Origin of the sequence: Pseudomonas viridiflava (assembly GCF_900602065.1) — a bacterium.
Lineage (GTDB): Bacteria > Pseudomonadota > Gammaproteobacteria > Pseudomonadales > Pseudomonadaceae > Aquipseudomonas.
In genome coordinates this window covers 66421-84072 of the sequence record NZ_UWFN01000116.1, presented here as the reverse complement: position 1 = coordinate 84072, position 17652 = coordinate 66421, and the positions used below count along the sequence as shown (strand labels likewise).

At 58.4% G+C, this 17652-nt stretch carries 16 protein-coding genes; 3 read left to right on the top strand and 13 right to left on the bottom strand.

Annotated elements, in window-relative coordinates; genetic code table 11:
- Window positions 1-50: 50 nt before the first annotated feature.
- The 6 genes from EE949_RS05595 to EE949_RS05570 form a co-directional block, all read right to left on the bottom strand.
- Window positions 51-1268, bottom strand: a complete 1218-nt coding sequence (locus EE949_RS05595; RefSeq protein ID WP_122663362.1) for a M20 family metallopeptidase — start codon at window positions 1266-1268, stop codon at window positions 51-53.
- Entirely contained in the window at window positions 1258-2892 is a 1635-nt protein-coding gene (nikE, locus tag EE949_RS05590) for a nickel ABC transporter ATP-binding protein NikE (RefSeq protein WP_122663361.1), read from the bottom strand. The genes EE949_RS05595 and nikE overlap by 11 nt, the downstream gene beginning before the upstream one ends.
- Complete coding sequence (locus tag EE949_RS05585; RefSeq protein WP_122663360.1) at window positions 2889-3722, bottom strand: ABC transporter permease; 834 nt, start codon at window positions 3720-3722, stop codon at window positions 2889-2891. The genes nikE and EE949_RS05585 overlap by 4 nt, the downstream gene beginning before the upstream one ends.
- Complete coding sequence (locus tag EE949_RS05580; RefSeq protein WP_122663359.1) at window positions 3715-4662, bottom strand: ABC transporter permease; 948 nt, start codon at window positions 4660-4662, stop codon at window positions 3715-3717. Before EE949_RS05580 ends, EE949_RS05585 begins: the two co-directional genes overlap by 8 nt.
- A gap of 15 nt (window positions 4663-4677) precedes the next feature.
- The gene (locus tag EE949_RS05575) at window positions 4678-6249 is read right to left on the bottom strand and encodes an ABC transporter substrate-binding protein (protein ID WP_122663358.1); all 1572 of its coding nucleotides are present in this window, start codon (window positions 6247-6249) and stop codon (window positions 4678-4680) included.
- Window positions 6250-6345: 96 nt separating this feature from the next.
- Window positions 6346-7626 (bottom strand): M20 family metallopeptidase, encoded by a 1281-nt coding sequence (locus EE949_RS05570; protein WP_122663357.1) that lies wholly within the window; start codon window positions 7624-7626, stop codon window positions 6346-6348.
- Window positions 7627-7695: 69 nt separating this feature from the next.
- Here EE949_RS05570 and EE949_RS05565 point away from each other — a divergent pair, with 69 nt between their 5' ends.
- Window positions 7696-8466, top strand: a complete 771-nt coding sequence (locus EE949_RS05565) for a GntR family transcriptional regulator (protein ID WP_122663356.1) — start codon at window positions 7696-7698, stop codon at window positions 8464-8466.
- A gap of 135 nt (window positions 8467-8601) precedes the next feature.
- Here the strand turns inward: EE949_RS05565 and EE949_RS05560 are convergent, their stop codons facing one another.
- The 6 genes from EE949_RS05560 to EE949_RS05535 form a co-directional block, all read right to left on the bottom strand.
- Complete coding sequence (locus tag EE949_RS05560; protein WP_122663355.1) at window positions 8602-9426, bottom strand: SDR family oxidoreductase; 825 nt, start codon at window positions 9424-9426, stop codon at window positions 8602-8604.
- Window positions 9427-9459: 33 nt separating this feature from the next.
- Window positions 9460-10053, bottom strand: a complete 594-nt coding sequence (locus EE949_RS05555; RefSeq protein ID WP_122663726.1) for a flavodoxin — start codon at window positions 10051-10053, stop codon at window positions 9460-9462.
- A 245-nt stretch (window positions 10054-10298) separates the two neighbouring features.
- Window positions 10299-11273 carry a GlxA family transcriptional regulator gene (locus EE949_RS05550; protein ID WP_122663354.1) on the bottom strand — a complete coding sequence of 325 codons (975 nt, stop codon included), beginning with the start codon at window positions 11271-11273 and terminating at the stop codon, window positions 10299-10301.
- 3 nt (window positions 11274-11276) lie between these two features.
- Window positions 11277-11819, bottom strand: a complete 543-nt coding sequence (locus EE949_RS05545) for a cysteine hydrolase family protein (RefSeq protein WP_122663353.1) — start codon at window positions 11817-11819, stop codon at window positions 11277-11279.
- 119 nt (window positions 11820-11938) lie between these two features.
- Window positions 11939-12079, bottom strand: a complete 141-nt coding sequence (locus EE949_RS05540; RefSeq protein WP_122663352.1) for a DUF2256 domain-containing protein — start codon at window positions 12077-12079, stop codon at window positions 11939-11941.
- Window positions 12080-12311: 232 nt separating this feature from the next.
- On the bottom strand, window positions 12312-13850 hold the full coding sequence (locus tag EE949_RS05535; protein ID WP_122663351.1) for a cryptochrome/photolyase family protein: 1539 nt from the start codon (window positions 13848-13850) through the stop codon (window positions 12312-12314).
- Between the two features lie 217 nt (window positions 13851-14067).
- Between EE949_RS05535 and EE949_RS05530 the strand changes: the two genes are divergently transcribed.
- Entirely contained in the window at window positions 14068-14742 is a 675-nt protein-coding gene (locus tag EE949_RS05530) for an HAD family hydrolase (protein ID WP_122663350.1), read from the top strand.
- Between the two features lie 139 nt (window positions 14743-14881).
- On the top strand, window positions 14882-16522 hold the full coding sequence (locus tag EE949_RS05525) for a methyl-accepting chemotaxis protein (RefSeq protein ID WP_122663349.1): 1641 nt from the start codon (window positions 14882-14884) through the stop codon (window positions 16520-16522).
- A gap of 87 nt (window positions 16523-16609) precedes the next feature.
- On the opposite strand, the gene EE949_RS05520 is transcribed toward EE949_RS05525, so the two are convergent.
- Window positions 16610-17617, bottom strand: coding sequence for a GDSL-type esterase/lipase family protein (locus tag EE949_RS05520; protein ID WP_205504710.1), 1008 nt, complete (start codon window positions 17615-17617; stop codon window positions 16610-16612).
- Between the last annotated feature and the right edge of the window lie 35 nt (window positions 17618-17652).

Below are 17652 nucleotides of genomic sequence, written 5' to 3'. Positions count from 1 at the left end.
TTGTGGGCGTCCTTGCCTTTTACTTATGAATGCCTGTTATGCGTTAAATATTATTCGGCAACCTCACACACACTGAGGATGGCCAGGATGTAGACGCGCACCATGTCCAGATAGTCGACTTTATGCACGCGTTCATCCGGCATGGTGTTGAACTTGCCGCCGGGGCCGCAGACCACGCCTTGCATGCCCAGGCGCTGGTAAAAGTGCGCAGCGTCGGTGCCGAAATAGGCGGGCGGGGTGATGATCCCGGTTGGCTGAGGCTCGCCACGTACCTGCAGATAAGCCGCGTTGACCGCCTTGACGATCAGCGAGTCGTGGGACACTTCGAAGGGCGGCATCAACGGCTGGTTATCGCTGTCGTTGATCAAGGTTGCCTGCAGCCCCGGGAATTGTTCGCATAGCTGATCGAGCAGGCGCTGTATGTCTGCCAGCACCGACTCCACTGTCTGGCCAGGGGTGTAGCGAGCCGAACCGCGCAAGCGCAGAAAGTCCGCGACTTGCGGCGGACGCCATTCTTCAAGGTCGCGGCCCAGCGCGCCGCGCACCACGCCGATGTGCCCGCGGTTGACCTTTTCATGTTCCGGCGAGCGGGCACCGCTGAAGGTGATGCCGTTGATCTGCGGGATCAATTGCACCGCAGCGGTAATCACGTCTACGGATTCTTCACGTTTGGACAGGTGACGGGTATCGCCCGTCAGTTCAATGACGAACATCAACGAGCCCACATGCAGGGTGACGGCCTGCAAGTCAGTGGGTTCAGAGTTGATGAAATAGTCCGCTTTCACGCCTTGTTCGATAGCCGCGATGGTGCCGATACCACCCTGCAGTTCGCCAACCACATAAGTGAGAATGACATCTCCCTTGAGCTTGATACCGGCGTCGATCAAGGTTTTCAGCGCACAGAAGTAGGCAGCGTCGCCCGATTTCATATTGGAGACGCCGATGCCATAAATGAACTCGTCATCAATCTTTCCGGCCCAAGGATCCACGGTCCAGCCCTCGGTCACCGGGTTGGTGTCCAGGTGGCCGTTGAACAACAGGCTGTGACCGCCGCCCTGACCCTTGAGCGTGCCGATAGCGTTCAGGCGCTCGCCCGGAACCGGCATCAACTGCGAATCCAGACCCAGTGCCTGCATCTGTGCCGCCATGTACTCAGCCAATTGCCTTTCTTCGGGGGTGGCGCTGTAGCTTTTGTGCTGCACCATGCGCGCCAGAAAATCCAGGCAGTACGCCTCGTCAATGCGTTCGAGTAGCGCTTCAGGCGTCATGCAGGGGCTCCAATTCATTCAAAGGCTGTGGCACTGCATCGAGCAGGGCGCGGGTATAGGGGTGAGTTGCCTGTGCGGCCATGTCGACGGCGGGCAGAATTTCCAGCAAATCGCCGCGGTACATCACGGCGATCCGGTGGGCGATCTGCCGAATCAGGTTCAGGTCATGGGTAATGAACAGGTACGCAGTGCCGTGCTGGCGTCGCAGCTCCAGCAGCAGTTCGATAACCGTTGCTTGCACCGAAACGTCCAGTGCAGCGGTGATTTCATCGCAGATGACCAGTTCCGGGCGGGCGGCGAAGGCGCGTGCAATGGCCACACGCTGCTTTTGTCCACCCGACAACTCGTGGGGATAGCGGCTGGCAAAGTCTTCAGGCAAACGCACTTCGCGGAGCAGACGGGCGATGGCGGCCGTTTCGGTTTCGCCCTCGTTCAAGCCATACAGGCGCAGTGGTCGGGAGAGAATCTGACCGATCGTTTGCCTTGGGTTGAGGGACGCATCGGGGTGCTGAAAGATGATCTGCACCTTGCGCCGATAGTCGCGATCCATTTGTGCGGGGCCGGCGATCGGCGTGCCGTCGAAATAAACCGCACCCGTAAACGGGGTCAGACCGGTCAGGGCCTTGGCCAGGGTTGATTTGCCCGAGCCTGATTCGCCAATGATGCCGAGGATCTCACCGCGCGCCATGCTCAGGTTCATGTCGCGCGCGCCCATGGAGGTCACGGATTTGCGGCGCAACAGACTGTCGAGCATGCCGGGGCGACCATAACGGACGTTGAGGTCGCTGACTTGCAGCAGCGCTGCCCCCGTGGCTTGTTGTTCATCCAGCAGACGTTTGTCGGCGGCTGGAACGGCCGCGACCAAACGTTGCGTGTAAGGATCGCCCGGCGCGCTGAAAATAAGCCCGCCGCGTGCCTGCTCGACAATGCGCCCCTGGTTGAGCACACAAACCCGGTCCGCGACGCGTGATACCAGCGCCAGATCATGGGAGATATATAAAGAAGCAACCCCGGTTTCTTCGCGCAGACGGCGGAACAACTGCAGGATCTGCGCCGAGCTGATCACGTCGAGCGCCGTGGTCGGCTCATCAAAAATCAGACATTGCGGGCGACAGGCGAAGGCGGTAGCAATCAGCACGCGCTGTTTTTCACCGCCCGAGGCTTCATGGGGAAAGCGCTTCATCATGGCGGCCGGGTCTTTAAGGTCGACGTCGGCCAGCAATTGCTCGCCCAAGGCCCAGGCTTCGCGGTAACCGAGGTTTCGGTGGCGGGTCAGCACTTCCACGACCTGCTCGCCAAGGCTGAGGGTCGGATTCAGAGAGGCACTGGGGTCTTGAAAGATCATCCCCAGCCGCCCGCCATGCAGTGTTTCCACCTGGCGCTGGGGCATTTGCAGCAGGTTCTCGCCCTGCAGGCTGATGCTTCCGCCAATCTCCCGGGCGTTGCCTGCCAGGTAACGCATGATTGCCCAGCCCAACGTGGTTTTGCCCGAGCCGGACTCACCGACCAGACCGACAACTTCGCCCGCAGCAACGCTGAAATCGATGTTCTGCAACACGTGCAGAGCGCCCGCAGGCAATTGATAGTCGAGGCTGTAGTCAGCCACTTGCAAGACTGTACTCATGAGCGGTGCCCCTTCGGATTAAGGGCATCGCGCAAGCCATCACCCAGCAAGTTGAAACCGATCGCAATAATGGCGATGGCCAGACCGGGCATCAGCATCATCCACGGTGCTTGAAAGAAATAGCGTCGCGCTTCAGCCACCATCAAGCCCCATTCGGGTTGCGGTGGCTGCGCGCCAAGGCCCAGAAAACTGAGCGTCGCGAACAGCATGATGGCGAAGGCTACGCGAATGGTCGCCTCAACAATGATCGGCGCCACGATATTGGGCAGCATCTCCCGCACGACGATGTAGGCGGTGGATTCGCCCCGGGCAATGGCGGCATTCACATAGTCCTGACGGCGAGCGGCGAGGGCGACGCTGCGGGCAATCCTTGCCATGCCGGGTACGAAGGCAATGGTGATTGCCAGTACCGCGTTGAAATCGCTTCTGCCCAGGGTGCTGACAATCAACAACGCAAACAGCAGGGTAGGGATCGACATCACCGCATCCAGCGTGCGCATCAGCGCTTCGTCGATGCGTCCGCCGAGATAACCGCTGACGGTGCCGAGCAATGCGCCGATGAGCATCGCCATGGCGGTCGCGAAGACCGATAACGAAATGGTCGCTCGCGCGCCGATCAGCACACGGCTGAGGATGTCACGGCCCATCTGGTCGGTGCCCAGCCAATGCTCCAGGCTCGGCGCTTTGTAGCGGGCAAGAATCGAAATGGCTTCCGGGTCGAATGGCGCCAGGGCTGGCCCGGCAACCACCAGCACCACGGCGAGCAGCAGGATAAGACTGCCCAGCACGCCCTGAGGCGTCGCCAACAGCCGGTAAAAAACATTACGCATATTGAATTCGCCGGTCGAGATAGGCATAGGTCAGGTCAGCCACAAAGTTGACCACGCAATAAGTAGCAGCAAGGATCAGTACCCCGCCCTGAATCGCCGGCAAGTCGCGGGCAGCGACAGCCACCAGCAGTTCGCGGCCGATCCCCGGGATGTTGAAAATCTCCTCGACCACGACGATGCCGCCCAGCAGGTAACCCACGTCCAGAGCGACGATGGTGATGGTTGGCAGCAAGCCGTTGCGCAGCGCGTGACGCAGCAATACCCGCCGCCGTGTCAGGCCTTTAAGGCGGGCAGCGCGGATATAGTCGGTTTCGAGTACATCGACCATTTCCGAGCGCACCATGCGCGAGACGTGGGCGACCATGATCATCGACACCGTCAGCGTCGGCAGAATCAGGTGGCGGATGCCTTCGACGAAGTTGTCGCCAAGGGGCACATAACCGGTCGCTGGCAGCCATTGCCAGACATCGGCAAAGAGCAGGATCAGCAGCGTTGCGGTGACGAACTCCGGCAATGACACGCCTATATAGGAGAGCACGCCGATGATCAGATCGACCGGACGGCCACGCCTCACCGCGGCAATGATCCCCAATGGAATCGCCACTGCCAGCATCAACAGCAGCGAGCAGGCCGCCAACAGCAGCGAGCGGCCGAGCGCATCAAGCAGCGAACCGAGCACCGGCTGGCCATTGCGCATCGACACGCCCAGATCCCCCTGCAACACAGCCATCAGCCAATGACTGAATTGCAGCCAGGCAGGTTGATCAAGCCCGAGTTTTGTCCGCAGGGCGGCGAGGGCTTCAGGCGTGGCACTCTGGCCCAGCAGCGTCACCGCGGCATCGGCGGGCAGCAACTGGGTAATGGCAAAGACCAGCAGTGAAACGATCAGCAGGGTGTACACGACCAACAGCAAACGCTTGGTCAGATAAGCAGCAGTCACAGGTTTATCCTCGGTTCATCCACGCTTGGGCGCGCTGTCATCCAGCCATGCCTGATCAAGGCGGAATACCGCACCGCGTGGGTGCAGTTGATAGCCCTGAACGTAATTGCGCTGAGCGGCGAGCACATCGAAGAAGGTCGGGATCAGTGAAGGCACTTGCTCGTGCATCAGTTGCTGCGCGGTGGCGTAAAGGGCCGCCCGTTTGACCGGGTCGTCGGTACCACGCGCAGCAGCCACCGCCGCGTCGAACTCGGCGTTGTTCCAGCGGGTTTCGTTCCAGGCAGCGTTCGACGTGTACAGCAGCGAGAACACTGCGTCGGCGGAGGGCTGCATGTTGTAGAAGCCAACGTAGAAGTTGCCCTTCTTCCAGACTTGATCCAGATAGGTGCTGTTGGCCATGGTCGCCACATTGATGTTGAAACCGGCAGGCTTGGCCATCTCGCGTACCGCAATGCCGAGCTGGGTGCGTGTGGACGGTTTGTCCGAGGCAACCAGTGTGATGTCCAGCCCGTTGGGATAACCGGCATCGGCCAGCAGTTTTTTTGCCTGCTCAATGTTGGCTTCGCGCAAGGCGATGTCGCTGTGGTAGCGGTACGCGGCATTGAGCGGGGTGTCGTTGCCGGGCGTACCAAAGCCTTCAGCAACAAAATCCACCAGCGCTGCGCGGTCAACACACAGGGACAGTGCCTGGCGAACGCGAACGTCGTTGAACGGCGGTTGATCGCAGGCCATGTTGATGTTCAGGAATTGACCGGACGCGACGCGCAGGCCTTTGACCCCGCTGGCTTCACTGAGACGGCTGAACTCAGTGGCCTGCGCGGAAAGCATGAGGTCGATGTCGCCGGACATCACCGCTGAGCTTTCTGAAGACGGGTCGGGGTATACACGGATTTCGACACGGTCCAGATGCGGACGCTGCGGGTCGTAGAAACGCTCGTTGCGGGCAACCACGACCATGCGCTCAGGTTCGAACGACACCAACTTGAAAGGACCGGTGCCCACGGCTTCGCGGGAAAGGCGGTTCAGATCGCCTTGCACAATGGCAGCCGGGACGATCTTGGCGTCCGGGTAAGCCAGGCTTACCGGCAGGTCGGCGTACGGTGCGCTGGTGGTCAGCTTGACGCGCAAATCATCCAGCGCCTCTACGCTCTGGATCGGGCCGATGTTGCGCAGGCCGGGTGAGGCCGTTTTCGGATCAAGGATCGCCTGCAGGCTGGCGGCGACGTCCTTGGCCGTACAAGTACTGCCATCATGGAAGAGCACGTTGCTGCGCAGCGTGAACGTCCACTCCGTAAGGCTATCGTTATGGCTCCAGGATTGAGCCAGGTCGGGTTCGGCCTGCATGTCCTGGCTCAGACGCGTCAGCCCGTTGTAAAGCAATTCGCTGAGCAAATACTCAGGATTGACCCGCGCCAGCAGCGGATTGAGCATGCCAACCGCCTGATCGACGCTGATCCGCAGGGTGCCGCCCTTGCGTGCAGCGGCGGCTGCCCAGAGCGTACTGGAAAACGGCAGCATCGCTGCGCCGGTAACAATGGCGGAGGTGGTCAGGAAACGACGGCGGTTGAGCCTGAAAACTGTATTCATGGCGATACTTCACTGGGTAATGAGTGGACGTAGGGCAGCCAAGGTAAAACTAAGCCGATAACCAGTCTTGATGCCGGTCTTCGGGGCTTACAGTGTTCAGTCGGGCTGAGCTGGCGGGGTGAAGTCCGCTGCCAGATAAGCCAGAATCGATTGCGCCAGCGCGACCAGGTCGCCGCGCGTGGTGTATTCGTCAGCGGCATGGATCCGGCTTTCCGGACGGATCAGCCCCCCCAGGAGAATCTCCTGAATGCCGGCTTGCTGTACCCAGCCCATGTCCGAACTGCTCGATGAGCCATAGCACTGGAATTGTTCTTCAGTGAAGCCAAAACCAACCCCAAGTGCCGCCTGCCAGCGTGGCCAGTGCGGGCCTGTAGGGTCGGCAACCGGCGCCAGATGACCAATGATTTCGTGTTCAACGGACAACGCTTCGCTGTCAGCCATGGCGGCATCGATGCATTGCTGCAGTTCCGCCATGACCTGCTCGAATGGCTCCTGCGGCGCATAGCGGCGATTGATCAGGATCTCGAATTGCGCCGGCACGGTTGATCCCTTGCTGCCACCGTGCGCAGCGGCCAGCGTCATGCGTGAAATCAGCGGGGCGCCGTTGTAGTGCGGAGGTGCAGGCATCGGCCAGGCCCGCTGTTGCACCTGCTGCTTAAGACTGTGCAGCGCATTCAGGAGCGGCAGGCTCTGTTCGATGGCGTTGATCGCGTTGACCGGCTCACCCGAATGAGAAGACCGCCCTTTGACGGTAATCTTCACATCGATACTGCCGAAACAGCCCGCCCAGATGCGCGGAGCCGCGCCGCCGTTGAAACTGAGGATATGACCTTCGACCAGTTGCTGTTCAGCCAGATATCGAATGCCGGGGTACAACCCGCCTTCTTCATCAGTGCACAGCAGCAGCGAGGGGCAGTAGCGCAACGGCAAATTGAAACGCTGCGCGGCGCGCAAGGCGGCGAGGGTAGAGGCGATACTGCCTTTCATGTCAGCCGTGCCGCGTCCGATGAGCTTGCCGTCAACCTCGGTCAGTTGCAGTGGCGGCTGGGTCCAGCCGTCGCCGGGCGGTACCGTGTCGACGTGGAAATACAGGCTGCACACTTCCTGATCGCCAGGCTGACGAGCGACAAGATTGACCCGCTCACCATAGGCTTCGCCACTGCGGGTCTGCCACAGCGCCTCGGGCACCGTGACGCGTCGGGTGTTCAGGCCCAGTGGCGTAACCAATTCTTCCATCAGGTCGGCAAAGGCACCATAGCCTGCTCCTGGAGGAAAACAGGTGTCCACGGCGATCATTCGTTGCAGATCGCTGATGAGCGAATCATGATCCGCTTCGATCGACTGGAGTGCCTGTTTCAGCGCTGCATTCGTCGTCATTTTTGCTCTCGATGTATTTCTATATAGTTTATAGTTAAGTATCCACGCACGGCCCGTCAAGGAAAAAAGATGACAGATAGCAATTCGCCGCCCGCATCCGGGAATTTTTCGCGGCTGAGCGAAAACGACAGTGCGCCCCTTTATGAAGTGGTCAAACGGCAGATATCCGAGGCGATTCTGCTCGGCGAGTGGACCAGCGGTACGGTGATACCCAGCGAAAACGCGCTGGCCGCTGATTTCGGCGTGTCAGTTGGCACCATCCGCCGCGCACTGGCCGAACTGGTGTCTGAAGGGATGCTGATGCGCCGTCGCAAGACGGGCACCGTGGTGACTGGCTGGGCGCCACTGCACAACCTGCGCTATTTCTTCCAGTACTTCCGTTTGCACAATAAGGAAGGGGCACTGCTCAAGTCGCGAACTGTATTGCTCGATTATCAGTTGGGCGAAGCCAGTGCGCAGGACGCCGAAAAGCTCCTGATCGAAGCAGGCAGCCCGGTGTATCGATTGCACCGTCTGCGCAGCATCGACGGCGTGGCCGCCATGCACGAGCAGTTCACGATTGTGGCCAGCAAAGTACCGGATTTCCCGGGCCCGGATGAGCTGCCAGAGTTGCTCTATCGCTATTTGCTGGAACAGTACGGTCTGCGAGTTGCCGCCGTGCGCGAGCAACTGACCGCTGGCCTTGCCAATGAAGAGGATTGCCGTCTGCTGGAACTGACTGCGCCCCATGCGCTGATGATCATTGATGCAGTGTCATTCGATCAGGCGGCCACGCCGGTAATGATGACCCACCAGCGTGCGAGCACCGAGCACTTCATGTACGTCAATGAGATCCGCTAGGCCCCAGGTGGAGCCTGAAATGCATATTCTGTAGGAGCTGCCGAAGGCTGCGATCAGTTATGCCTGATACACCGCCATCGCAGCCTTCGGCAGCTCCTACAGGGGGTATTGCAACTCTGTGGTTTGGGCGTTCGTTCAGCCCCTATCCTCGCCATACCAGTACTGCGCTGTAACACCACCGTCCATGAGGATGTCGCTGCCGGTGATAAATGTGCCTTCCGGCCCCATCAACAGCGCGCCCACGGCCCCAACCTCATCGGGGGTGCCGCCGCGTTTGGCGGCACTGGTTTCAATCATCCGCCGATAGCCTTCGCCACGCGGCCCGGATAATTCGTCTTTGGCCAGCGGCGTGAAGATGATGCCGGGGCTGATGGTATTGACCCGCGCGCCGCGTTTACCCCAGCGAATAGCTTGCGCCCGGACACGTAATGAATTGGCCCGTTTGGATATCTGGTACGCGTTGAGTGGGTCCGTCACTTTGTCCGGCTGAAGCATGTCCAGCGCAAGCAGTTCTTCTACCGGTGTCAATGCCAGCGCTTTATCTTCTTCTGCCGTGAGCGCAGGCAAACGGTGCCCGGACTGTGAGGCGATGACGATGGCCGAGCCACCTTTGGCGATGACCTCACCAAACAGCTCAAGCACCAGCGCCGTGCCGTAGAGATCAACCCGCAGAATGACGGCCGCAGGCGCCTGGGAAGGAGAGACCCCGGCCGCGTGAATCACACCAGTGATTTCCCCAAGGCCTGTGGCGGTTTTTACCAAGGCTTCCACCGATGCGCGCGAAGACACATCGACGAGGGTAGTGCTGACTTCAAAGCCCGCATCACTCAATACTTTAGCTGCGGCGTCGGCGTTTTCCTGCTTCAAATCGGCCAGCAATACATGCTTGCCCGCACTGACCCGTCGGGCAATCGCCTGACCAATCGAGCCTGCGCCGATAACGACGGTTACCTGATCCATGCCTGCTTCCTCAAAGTGATAATTCTGAAGCGTTCAGCCCTTGAGCTTTGCTTCGCTCAACCAACTCTCGACGCTGTTCATGGTTTGCCTTTCCTGATCGGCCTGCATCACGAAACCTTCCAGCAGTCGGGCTTTAGGGGCGTGGCTTGAAAGGACCTTCAAGCTATTACCCAGGCCATAGCCTCCATGGGTGATAAACGGAATCAGTGTTTTACCGGCCAGGTCGTGTGCGCTCAGGAATGCGCGAATCACTGGTGGAGCGGTTTCTCCCCAGACAGGGAAGCCAAGTAACACGGTGTCGTAGTGCTGTATGTCAGAAATCTTCACTTCCAGTTCCGGCTCGTAACCCGCGTCACGCTCCTGCCGGGCTTGCTCCACAGTCTTTAGATAATCCTCGGGGTAGGGCGAGGCGGTCCGGATTTCGAACACGTCAGTGGCCAGCGATCGCTGGATCAAGCCTGCGACGACACGCGTATTTCCAGAGCGGGAGAAGTACGCCACGAGGGTCCGCGATCCGTTGCGCTGGACTTCGCCCGACTGGCTATATGCGGACGCAGTTCCACTAAGCGGTAGCGCGGCAAGCGCAATCATCACTGCGCGGCGTGTGGGGTCATAAGTGTCGGTCATAGCGCTCTCTGCAGTTCCAGATAGATGAGCCTGATCGGGAGCGGAGCACCGTGACGGGGAGGGGAAGAGGAAAGCGATATCGCGCTTACTCAAGCGCTTGCGACCCTGATGCATCCGGGCATCAATATAAAAGCCATGTGTAGCGCGCACTAGACTGATAAATCAGCAAAGACTGCTGAGTGAGGTTCATGAGTACATCAATCACCCCGTTATATACGTCCTGCAACTGACTCCGGAGTGGGGGCCTAAACGCACCGGCTTTCCGATGGCGGAGCGGTTTCGTACTTGCCCCAGATACGGCGTAGATGCCTGGCCGAGCCGAAACCTGCGCGTTCAGCAATCGCTTCCATATCAAGGCTTGACTGGGCCAGCAGTTCGCGGGCGACGCTTACCCGTAGCCGGTGTAAGTAATCGAGCGGGCTGACTCCTGCATGCTCATGGAAAAGACGCGCCAGGTGTCGGCTGCTGGTACAGGCCAGGCTTGCCATGCGAGTCACGCTCCAGTCATCGCACGGTGCTGCGGTGAGTGCGTCCTGCACCCGGTGCAGCGCGGGATGCAAGTGGTTGCGGCCGCTGACCCAGGGCGACAGTTGCGGGTCTGCGCCGCCACGCCGCATGTACACGACCATGTCCCGAGCCACCGCGCAGGCCAGTTGTGGTCCTGCCAGTTCGGCGAGCAGATGCAGCATCAGGTCTATGCCCGCCGTGACGCCAGCGCTGCAGCTGATTTGACCGTCAGTCACATACAGGCGGTTTTCCAGGACTCGTGCCGTTGGCGCGAGAACCTGCAACGTCGCGCAAAGGGAGTGGTGGGTGGTGCATTGCCGGCCGTCCAGCAAACCCGCTCTTGCGGCACTTAACGCCCCGGCGCAAATGCACACCAGCCGCTCTGCTGACGGCTCGAATACCCGGCGCAACCAGTCAGTGACTGCGGCGCTGGCTGACTCGAATTCCAGTTGGCCAGCAGGTGACAGGTTTGTTGTGGAACCCACCAGCACGACCATCGTCCCCGGCACCAGGGTCTCCGGCAAGGGCGCAAGACCTGCGAGTGGCAGGCCGATTGATGATTGCAGTGAGGGCACCGGGCTGACGTACTGCAAATCAAAATCCAGCCCGTTCGGGCCTTCAAGTTGCGAGGCCAGGCGCAGTACTTCCGCCGGGCCTGCGAGATCAAGCATCAGTACATTGGGCAGCAGTACAAACAGCACCGGAACGATCATTGTTTAACCTGCCAGTGCCTGGGCGACGGTGGTGATCCGGGCAAAGCGGTCTTCCAGCACCAATTCGGTACGCTCACGAATGTCCGCCGGACTATAAGTGCGGCCCGTGCGTGAGTGAGTCATGGGGAACGTCAGCGTCGCCTCGCTGACGAAGTCGACATTGAAGCCACTGTCCGAGGCGTGCCGCGTAGTGGTTTCACAACACTGCTCGGTACGGATACCGCTGATGATCAATGAATTGATGTTTCTCTCCCTCAGCCAACTAGTCAGTGGGGTGCCTGCGAAAGCGCTGTGCTGACGCTTGTGAATGATCACGTCAGGGTTGATTGATACCTCGTCCAGGGTTTTCACATGGCCCGAAGCCAGGGAAAAGTGTCCCTGCTCCTCAACGTGGAAGACTTGTACCACGGGGATGCCTTGCTGGACACAGCCGTCAATCAACGCCTGCTGATTTTTCAGGTAGCCCGGCAGGTCGGTTTCGGACCAATAGGCGGAGTGGCGGAAGGAATGTTGTACATCAATGACAATCAGGGCTCTGTTGCTCATGGTCTGTCCTCTTGGCTTCTATGGTGTGTGAGCTTCAGAGGTCATGGTATGGGCCAGACAAATGCGGCAACAGACAGCGCTCGGCCGTATGCAGGACGCTTTCGGACATGGACGCGATATTAATGAGCGGCGTGCTTGTGCCGCCGGCAACGCTCCGAACAGTAACGAACCTCATCCCAGCAGCGAGCCCACTTCTTGCGCCAGGTAAAGGGCAAGCCACAGACAACGCAGGCTTTTACTGGCAGTTCACTCTTCTTCAACGCATTGCTCGCATGAAAATCTCAGTCCTTTGCATTGAAATGCACTTCTTTAGGAGTGCGCCTGTCGAGCAGTGAAACTTAGGCCCTGTAGGAGTGAGCTTGCTCGCGATAGCGTCTGGTCAGGCGATAATTTCTCAACAGTTCTACCGCTATCGCGAGCAAGCTCACTCCTACAGAAGAAACGCGTGAATTCCATGATCCGCTGTCAGGCCGCCCGGACAAAGAAGTCGTGTCAAACCAACTCACCCGCATCCAGTTTGGCAAGCAACATCTCGCCACGCTGCCAGAGTGCTTCCTGTTTGGATTCGTCCATGCGGTCGAGATTTTTATAAATCATGCCCATGCGCTGATTACCGCGCAAAACATCGCCGTGACGCATCAGGAAATGCCAATACAGAGCGTTGAAAGGGCACGCATTGTCGGCAGTACTTTCGCTCACTTTGTAGGCACAATCGCCGCAGTAGTTGGACATGCGCTTGATGTACTGACCACTGGCGCAATAAGGCTTTGAGCCGAGATAGCCGCCATCGGCGTGCATGACCATGCCCAGCGTGTTAGGCAATTCGACCCAGTCGAACGCATCCATATAAATCGCGAGATACCATTCGCATATCTGAGGCGGCGCAATGCCTGCCAGCAACGCGAAGTTGCCCGTCACCATCAGCCGTTGAATATGGTGGGCATAGGCATATTCCAGGCTTTGGCCGATGGCCTGGCGCATGCAGTTCATTCTGGTTTTGCCGGTCCAGTAAAACTCTGGCAACGGCCTGCTGTTACCGAAAGCATTACCGCTGGCGTAATCCGGCATCTGCAACCAGTACACGCCGCGGACATACTCGCGCCAGCCGATCAATTGACGAATGAAACCCTCTGCGGCATTCAGCGCAATCCTGCCCGACCAATATGCCGACTCCACATCGCTGCACAACTGGCGCAGATCCAGCAGACCAATGTTCAGGGCCGCACTGATGCGCGCATGGAAAAGAAACGGTTCATCGCTGGCCATTGCGTCCTGATAATCGCCAAAGCCTGCCAGGCCATAGTCCAGGAAGTACTCCCAGAGAGACTGGGCCTCGGCATGAGTCACCGGGTAATCAAAATTATCCAAAGCACCGTAGCGACTGGAGAACCTTTCCCGAACCAGCGTGATCACTTCCTGAGTGATTGCATCCGTAGAGAAACGAGCCGGGTAGGGGGCTCGCACGTTTTTGGGCAGCGCCTTGCGGTTTTCTGCGTCGAAGTTCCAGGCACCCCCGACCGGTGTGCCGTCACCATTGATCAACAACCGGCTTTTGCGGCGCATTTCGCGGTAGAAGAATTCCATCCGCAGCTGTTTTTTACCTTGAGCCCAGTCAGAGAACTCGGCGCGACTGCAGAGAAAGCGCGTGTCGCTGTGCCACTGGACCGGTAAGCCGCACTGCCTGATCGATTGCTCCAGACGCCAGTCACCGGTCTCGGTCAGGTGCAACGTTTCTGGCTGCAACAACGAGTGCCAACGATGCAACTCGCCAGGTACCGAGCTGCTGTTCTGCGGGTCATCGAGCCTGACGTAGTGCACACAAACACCTCGCGCCTTCAATGCCTCGGCGAAATGGCGCATGGCACTGAAAATCAACGTGATCTTTTGCGGGTGATGCGGAACGTGGCTGGCTTCCTCCATGACCTCGACCAGCAGGACAGCATCGTGCTCGGCATCCAGTTCAGCCAGCGAGGCAAGGTCTTCAGATAACTGGTCACCCAGGATCAGACACAGTCGGCGGGTCTTGTTCATCCAAACCTTCTATTCACGGAATTTTCCTCGTGATGTACGGCAAACAGTCACATTTTCTTGTACCAATGTAGTTTCTTGTACAACTTATTCATAGGTTTTTTGTGACGGGATGCCCTCACGTCTGGAGAACAGGGGTGCGTGACGAAATACCGAACGCACGGGCTACAAGGCACTCGAAACATGGGTAGCCATATGACTCAACTAAAGGAACCGCCTGATGCGCCCCCAGACTTCATTTATCTTTGATCTTGATGGCACGCTGACCGACAGCGTCTACCAGAACGTCGCAGCGTGGAAAGAAGCGCTGGACTCAGAAAATATTCCTCTTGCCATGTGGCGCATTCACAGAAAAATCGGCATGAGTGGCGGGCTCATGCTCAAGTCTTTATCACGAGAAACCGGCTTGAATATCTCGGACGAACAAGCGCAACGCCTCAGCGATAAACATGCGCAGGCTTACAAACGGCTTCAGGGGCAGATCATCGCTTTGCCTGGCGCTGTTGAACTGCTGGATGCACTCAGCAAAGACAACCTCAAGTGGTGTATCGCGACAAGCGGTGGAGTAGATACAGCAACCATCAATCTGAAAGCGCTGAAGCTGGACATCAATGACATCGACATCATCACCCGCGATGACGTGAAGTACGGCAAACCTGATCCGGATTTATTCATCGCTGCTGCGCGCAAGATGGACGTGGCCATTGATGAGTGTCTGGTGATCGGCGATGCGATCTGGGACATGCTTGCCGCCCGACGCTGCAAGGCCACCGGCATCGGCTTGTTATCGGGCGGCTATGACATCGCTGAACTTGAACGCGCCGGCGCATTGAGGGTGTATGAAGACCCACAAGACTTGCTTCAGCATCTGGACGAAATCGCCTCGCGGCCATGACGTTTATCAAGGCATTGGCGTTGTAACTTAGTATTACAACAACAATAAAGTTTGCTCACTCCCAGTCGATAACGCGGCTAGAGAGGGCGTTGGTCCGTTTAGCTCTCGACTCTAACAATTCCAGACCCGAGTGCTTCCCATGTCCCAGTTCCTGAATCTGAAGCTCAAATCAAAACTGCTCTCTGCTTTTGGTCTTTGTGCCGTCATCACGGTCGGTGTTGCGGGGCTGGGATACAGTGGGATCTCAACGATCTATGGCCAGTTGCAGAGCACAGTCAGCAATGACCTGGTGTCGATTCAGAAAACCGACTCGGTCAAGGCAAACGTGATCGCTACCCACCGTGACATGTTCAGGGCGATCAATCTGGGGTTACGCAAAGCCACGCCTGAGGAAATAAACGTTGCGGTTTTGTCTTTCCGGGACAATCAGGCCGAGGCTGAACAACAGTTCAAAATCTATCGCGCCACGCCGCTCGAAGCTGATGAGCGTGCCGCAGGTAATGATTTCGAGCGCGACTGGCCAGCGTATGTCGCAGCCGCAGAAAACGTATTCGCGGTGCTAAAAAGTGGCGATGTCGATCAGGCAGCCAAGCTAGGTGATACCGTTGCAACGCCTGCGTATCGCAAGACCATTGGCGAAGTCAAAATCATGATCGAGTCCAATGCCCGCCAGGCGCTTGATGTGGCGACCTCAGGTGAAGACACCAACCACCGTGTGACGTGGGCACTGATCATCGGGGCGCTCATTGCTGCCGGTGCTGCAGTGGCCCTCGGCTTGTGGGTGACACGCATGATCACCAGGCCGCTTTACCTGTCTGTAGAAAGCGCAATCCGAATTGCCCAGGGCGACCTGAGCAAAGAGATAGCAGCAGGCAGCCAGGATGAAACCGGGCAACTGCTCAAAGCACTGTCCAACATGCAGAAAGACCTTAAAGGCACCGTGCAGCAAATCGCCGATGCATCTCATCAGTTGGCCTCAGCCGCTGAAGAACTGACGGCAGTTACTGAAGACAGCACCCAGGGTCTGGTTCGTCAAAATGATGAGATTCAGCAGGCCGCTACGGCGGTCAACCAGATGACCGCAGCGGTAGAGGAGGTTGCCCGTAACGCAGCCAGCACGTCCGAAGTATCCAGCCAGACCGCCGAAGATGCGATCAAGGGGCAGCATCAAGTGCAGCAGGCGGTGACGGCCATGAACACCATGGCGGTGGACATCAATGACTCCACGCAGCGCGTTGAAACCCTGGCCGGTCAGATTCGTGACATCACCAAAGTGCTCGACGTGATCCGCGGCATTGCCGAGCAGACTAACCTGCTGGCTCTCAACGCTGCCATCGAAGCCGCCCGTGCTGGCGAACAGGGCCGAGGCTTCGCCGTTGTAGCGGATGAAGTCCGGGCGCTGGCCCACCGCACCCAAGCCTCTACCGGCGAAATTGAAGCGATGATCAAGGTCGTACGCGCCGGTGCTGATGAAGCCGTGCAGTCGATGGGCAAAAGCCAGTCGATGGCTCAAAGCACGCAGTCGCTGGCAACCGAAGCCGGCCTGGCTCTGGAACGAATCAGCGCGGGTGTCAGCCAGATCAACGAACGCAACCTGGTCATCGCCAGCGCAGCAGAAGAGCAGGCGCAGGTTGCACGTGAGGTGGATCGCAACCTGGTGAACATTCAGGACCTGTCGACTCAAACCTCGGCAGGTGCGAACCAGACCAATGCGTCGAGTCAGGAGCTGTCTCGTCTGGCGATCTCGTTCAATACGCTGGTGGGCAAGTTCAAGCTTTGAAAATGCGGCGGCGACGTTGAGTTGTTGAACAACGTAGATTTTTCGCAGAAGTAGCGGCTCAACCAAAGAGCCGCTACTGTCCGGTCCTTATTTGGGCTCGGCCTTGAACAGCCGTGAAATGTCTATCTTCTCAGCCATTGCCTGATAGCCCGCCCGGTTGGGATGCAATTTGTCGCCAGGCCCGCCCACCGTACTGTCGGGCACAAATTCAGCACGCATGCCACCGGTTGCAGGGTCGAGCGTGGCAGCTTCAAAATCGATCACATCGTCAAAGAGACCGGATGTGCGGATGAAGGTATTCAGCTCTTCACGTTTTGTATTCTGTTCAGCATGACCGTGCGCAGCACTGGTGCTGCCAAGGGCGGTAATCACTGTCGCGCCAATGACTCTGATCTCTGGTCGCTGCGATCTTATTTTGCTTAGCGTTTCGGTCATCGCAGCCTTGACCGTCTCAACCGAGGCATTGCCGTTCTTGCTGAGGTCGTTGATGCCTTCCAGCCAGATAACGGTCGTCACGCCAGAAACGCCCAGAACATCTCTTTCCACGCGCATTTTTGCTGACGGGCCGCCAGCAAAAGGTGTTTGCGGCGAATAGATCGCAGGGCCGGCAATTTGATTGCCTCCAATACCTGCGTTCACGACTGAGACCCTGTCGCCATAAACAGCATGCAACTTCCTGGCGAGGATATCTGGCCAGCGATCATCGCCGTTCAAAGTCGTACCGGTGCCATCAGTGATCGAGTCGCCGAAGGCAACCACGACCTTGGTGTCTTTCGGCGCCATCATGTCGACCGCGTCCAGAAAGTAGGTGGAGGTGGTACTGAACGGGAAGGCGTTTTCGTCCTCGGAATGGCCTACCGAGCCCGCGCCAGGCCGGCTTACATAAGAAGTGTTCAGTGCCTTGGCATGCCATGTCATCGGGCCGCTCTGACCTTTTACATGGAAGCTGACAGCCAGCCTGCGACCTTGAAGGAGTGACAAGTCTTTTGCCTGGGCAAACGGCAGTGTGACGGGATCACTCCAGGCCGATGCACCCGGCGGAATTTCAATGCTGGGCTTGCCTGCAAAAGACACCACCTGGTTAGTGCCGCGCATGACTGCCGAGCTGCCTTGCTGCAAGCCAACGTACA